Annotated in this window: 5 protein-coding genes; 1 reads left to right on the plus strand and 4 read right to left on the minus strand. The window is 41.9% G+C overall.

Annotated elements, in window-relative coordinates; genetic code table 11:
• From cgtA to rplU, 3 genes are all read right to left on the minus strand, one after another.
• A partial coding sequence (gene cgtA, locus L4C33_RS19715; protein WP_428814105.1) for an Obg family GTPase CgtA occupies window positions 1–1,058 on the minus strand: 1,058 nt, incomplete at its 3' end.
• Between the two features lie 249 nt (window positions 1,059–1,307).
• Complete coding sequence (gene rpmA / locus L4C33_RS19720) at window positions 1,308–1,565, minus strand: 50S ribosomal protein L27 (protein WP_032553028.1); 258 nt, start codon at window positions 1,563–1,565, stop codon at window positions 1,308–1,310.
• Between the two features lie 19 nt (window positions 1,566–1,584).
• Complete coding sequence (gene rplU / locus L4C33_RS19725) at window positions 1,585–1,896, minus strand: 50S ribosomal protein L21 (RefSeq protein WP_108118191.1); 312 nt, start codon at window positions 1,894–1,896, stop codon at window positions 1,585–1,587.
• 269 nt (window positions 1,897–2,165) lie between these two features.
• Here rplU and ispB point away from each other — a divergent pair, with 269 nt between their 5' ends.
• Window positions 2,166–3,137, plus strand: coding sequence for an octaprenyl diphosphate synthase (gene ispB, locus L4C33_RS19730; RefSeq protein WP_428814106.1), 972 nt, complete (start codon window positions 2,166–2,168; stop codon window positions 3,135–3,137).
• A gap of 467 nt (window positions 3,138–3,604) precedes the next feature.
• On the opposite strand, the gene mdh is transcribed toward ispB, so the two are convergent.
• The gene (mdh, locus tag L4C33_RS19735) at window positions 3,605–4,540 is read right to left on the minus strand and encodes a malate dehydrogenase (RefSeq protein ID WP_428814107.1); all 936 of its coding nucleotides are present in this window, start codon (window positions 4,538–4,540) and stop codon (window positions 3,605–3,607) included.
• Window positions 4,541–4,826 lie beyond the last annotated feature (286 nt).

Consider the following 4,826-nt stretch of genomic DNA (forward strand, 5'->3'; position numbering starts at 1 on the left):
TCCCACATGAAGTCGACTTTCTCTTCTTCTTCAACTTCTTCAACTTCGCGAGGTAGGTTTTCCATGAATTCTGCTAACTTAAAGCAAATTTCTTTAGTACCACGTTTGTTTACTGCTGAAATTTGGAAGTACTCGCCTTCCCAACCTAAAGCGTCAACGATCTCTTGGATCTTCTCTTGAGCTTCTTCTTCAGGCATAAGATCAACTTTGTTGAATACTAACCAACGCGGTTTCGCTGCCACTTTTTCACTGTACTGCTCTAGCTCATCAATGATCGTCAGTGCGTTCTGAATTGGATCAGACTCATCAACTGGCATAATATCGATCATATGAAGAAGAACACGACAACGCTCTAAGTGCTTCAAGAAACGAATACCTAAACCAGCACCATCAGCTGCGCCTTCGATCAGTCCAGGAATATCCGCAACAACAAAGCTCTTTTCAGGGACAACACTCACTACACCCAAGCTTGGGATAAGAGTGGTGAACGGGTAGTCTGCTACTTTTGGTTTTGCAGCCGATACAGAGCGAATAAACGTTGATTTACCTGCATTAGGTAGACCAAGCATACCTACATCAGCAAGAAGTAGAAGCTCTAAACGCAATTCGCGTACTTCACCTTTAGTACCCATAGTCTTTTGACGAGGAGCACGGTTCACTGATGACTTGAAACGGGTGTTACCTAAACCGTGCCAACCACCTTTAGCAACCATTACTTTTTTGCCATGTTCAGCAACTTCAGCAACAACTTCATTAGTGTGGATGTCGACAGCACGTGTACCTACAGGTACTTTTAGAGTTATATCTTTACCGCGCTTACCAGTACAGTTACCGCCACGACCATTTTCGCCACGCTCTGCATCGTAAAAACGTTGGAAACGGTAATCGATTAGGGTATTTAAGTTCTCATCTGCTTGAACATAAACATCACCACCATCACCGCCGTCGCCACCATCAGGGCCGCCTTTAGCTACAAATTTCTCACGCCAAAAACTAACGGTACCATTACCGCCGTCGCCGGCTTCTACTTTTACTACCGCTTCATCAACGAATTTCATCTTTTACTCCGCATTGTTTGCGTTGCAATACTACTCTCATGGAACAGTATAAATTCTAGCAGATCCGAGTTTAGATCGATCACCTAAGATCTAGGGCCTTTCTGCAATCAGGAACAAAAAAGAAGAAACTCTCTGTACACATTTAAGAGTAACTACTTTTTTGATCCCGCTATAAATAAAAAACCCCGCCGAATTGGCAGGGCTTTTGAATTCAGCTAAAGCTAATTAAAGCAATTCAGCTAACATCTATTACTCAGAATCGATGCTAACGAATTTACGGTTTTTAGGACCTTTAACTTCAAATTTCACTTTACCTTCAGTAAGAGCGAAAAGAGTATGGTCTTTACCGATACCAACGTTAGTGCCTGCGTGGAACTTAGTACCACGTTGACGAACGATGATGTTACCTGCAAGAACAGATTCACCACCGAAACGCTTAACACCAAGACGTTTGCTTTCTGAATCGCGGCCGTTACGAGTAGAACCGCCAGCTTTTTTGTGTGCCATTGTTAAACTCTCCTATAACTTAAGCGTTGATACCAGTGATTTTCACTTCTGTGAACCACTGACGGTGTCCAGCTTGCTTACGAGAGTGCTTACGACGACGGAACTTAACGATTTTTACTTTATCGCCACGACCGTGTTGTACTACTTCCGCAGTAACTTTACCACCTTCAACAAGAGGTGCACCAACAGCGATTTCTTCGCCGTTAGCAATAAGAAGAACTTTATCAAATTCAACTGTTGCACCAGTTTCAACGTCTAATTTCTCTAAACGAAGAGTTTGACCTTCGCTTACACGGTGTTGTTTGCCACCAGATTGGAAAACAGCGTACATATTTTACTCCGCTTTTTCCGCACAGCCTATGGTTGTTATTTGTACAACTCGGGTGTGCGCTAAACTAATCAATAGGGCGCAGATTCTACGGGAATCATGCGGCTATGACAAGCCATATTTTTAAAAAATTGGCGAAAAGCTAATCGCCAAAGAAAAGTGCGGCAATCATGCCCTTAAGTGATGTATTAATCAACGTTTTTTAGTGTATCATTCACACATTAAAACATAATGAATAAGCCTTATAGGTTCTAACCTCAGCCGGATGAATAATGGATTTTAAAGCTATCCAAGCGCTTACTGCCGATGACATGGCAAAAGTGAATGAAACAATTCAAGCTCAACTCAATTCTGACGTAAGTTTAATCAATCAGCTCGGTTTTTATATCGTAAGCGGTGGCGGTAAACGCCTTCGCCCTTTGCTTGCTATTTTGTCTGCTCGCGCACTTGGCTACCAAGGCGAAGCGCACACCACTTCAGCTGCATTTATTGAATTTATTCATACTGCAACCCTACTTCATGATGATGTTGTCGACGAATCTGACATGCGTCGTGGCAAAGCAACGGCGAATGCAGCGTTTGGTAACGCAGCTAGCGTTTTAGTCGGTGACTTTATCTACACGCGTTCATTCCAAATGATGACAAAGCTAGGATCATTAAAGATCCTGGATCTCATGAGCGAAGCGGTAAACATTATTGCAGAGGGTGAAGTTCAACAATTAATGAACTGCAACAACCCAGACACGACTGAAGAAAGTTACATGCAAGTTATCTATTCAAAAACTGCACGACTTTTTGAAGCCGCAACTCAAATCGGGGCGATTCTTACTGAGTCATCACAAGAAGTAGAAACGGCGATGCAGAACTATGGTAAATACCTAGGTACCGCATTCCAGCTTATTGACGATGTGATGGACTATACTTCCGATGGTAAAGAGATGGGTAAAAATGTTGGTGATGACCTGGCTGAAGGTAAACCAACATTACCACTACTTTATGCGATGCATAACGGAACCCCTGAGCAAGCTAGTATGATCCGTGAAGCGATAGAAAAAGCGAACGGTATGGACAAGCTGAATGATATCTTAGCTGCCATGAACGAAACAGGCTCTCTAGAGTACACAACGAATAAAGCGCACGAAGAAGCTGATAAAGCAATTCAAGAACTTGAAGTGCTTCCTGAGTCAGAATATAAGCAAGCTCTTATCACTCTTGCTCACCTTGCAGTTAACCGCACGGTTTAATTGTAGAGAATAAGTGGTAGTGGACATTACGTTCCTACCACTTTTATTAAGACAAAAGTTTGTAGTTACCTATCTTCAAACCACAGCTTTATATCCAAACACTCTCTTTCCGAGAGTACAGTATTACATTCAATTAATGCATTATGTTCACTATCTCGGATAAACACTCTTCCATCTATCAACACATAACTATCCTGAGATTCAGTAGTGCAGCCTGATAAAGCAAAAGCACACAAAACCATACTCAGCAATACCATGGTTTTACTCATATCCTGCCCTAATATAGATTCTAAAGCTCATGAGCCTAACAAATTCTATATATTCAGAAAGTAAGAGCCTGTAAGTGATTATTTATCAGTTCAGAAGTAAGTAGATCCATTATGCTATTTAAAAGATCAAAAAAGCCGATACAAAGATCGGCTTTATCTAACTACTTAACTAATACTGAGTGTGCTAGTAATCGTTCACTACTTAGCGAATTCAACACCAATATTGATGTCGCCGTTAAGTGTATCAAGCATGCTATCTAGTGCTGACTGCTCGTAGTCACTTAGATCACCGTAGCTAAGAATCGCTTCTGCGCCTTCTTTACCTAGTTTAACTGGCTGTGCAAAGAATGGTGCATGTTCACCAGCACCTTCAACATAAGCACATTCGATTAYGTTTTCTTCACCTTGTAGTGCTTTCACTAAAGCAAGGCCGAAACGGCAAGCTGCTTGGCCCATAGAAAGAGTCGCACTACCGCCACCAGCTTTAGCTTCAACAACCTCTGTACCAGCATTTTGAATACGCTTAGTTAGGGCTTCAACTTCTTCAGCAGTGAATTCAACACCTTCAACTTGAGAAAGTAGAGGAAGAATCGTAACACCAGAGTGACCGCCGATAACAGGTACACGGATATCACCTGGATCTTTATCTTTAAGTTCAGCAACGAATGTTTCAGAACGAATAACATCCAGAGTCGTTACACCAAATAGACGGCGCTTATCGTAAACACCTGCTTTCTTAAGAACTTCAGCAGCGATTGGTACAGTCGTATTAACTGGGTTCGTAATGATACCAACACAAGCTTTTGGACATACTGCCGCAATTTTTTCAGCCAGAGATTTAACGATACCAGCATTTACATTAAACAGATCTGCACGATCCATACCAGGCTTACGCGCAACACCTGCAGAAATTAGAACTACGTCTGCACCTTCTAGTGCTGGTGTAGGATCTTCGCCTGCGTAGCCTTTGATCGATACAGGCGTAGGGATGTGGCTAAGATCAGCTGCAACACCAGGTGTTACTGGTGCAATATCATATAGAGCTAAATCAGATCCAGCAGGAAGACGGTTTTTCAGTAGTAGAGCTAGGGCTTGACCGATGCCACCTGCGGCACCAAGAACAGCTACTTTCATTATTATTCTCCTTGAGAGTGTCTCTCTTATAAGGTTTTTATAGGGTATTTCGAACTCGAATTAGTGTTGAAAAACTATAGCAATCACAAACTGATTACAATCAGTTAACGTCATCTTTGCGACCTCGCGCAAGTCAATGAATACGGACGATGTAAGGCTTTATCATTATGCAAATAAACGAGAGAAAACACATCTACTCGGCATTCAAAAAACATAATATCCCATATAGTTTTTACAGTGATATGACTAACAAATTAGCCGGATACTTTGGCTAATATTGCATATG

Origin of the sequence: Vibrio makurazakiensis, from assembly GCF_050337375.1 — a bacterium.
GTDB lineage: Bacteria > Pseudomonadota > Gammaproteobacteria > Enterobacterales > Vibrionaceae > Vibrio > Vibrio makurazakiensis.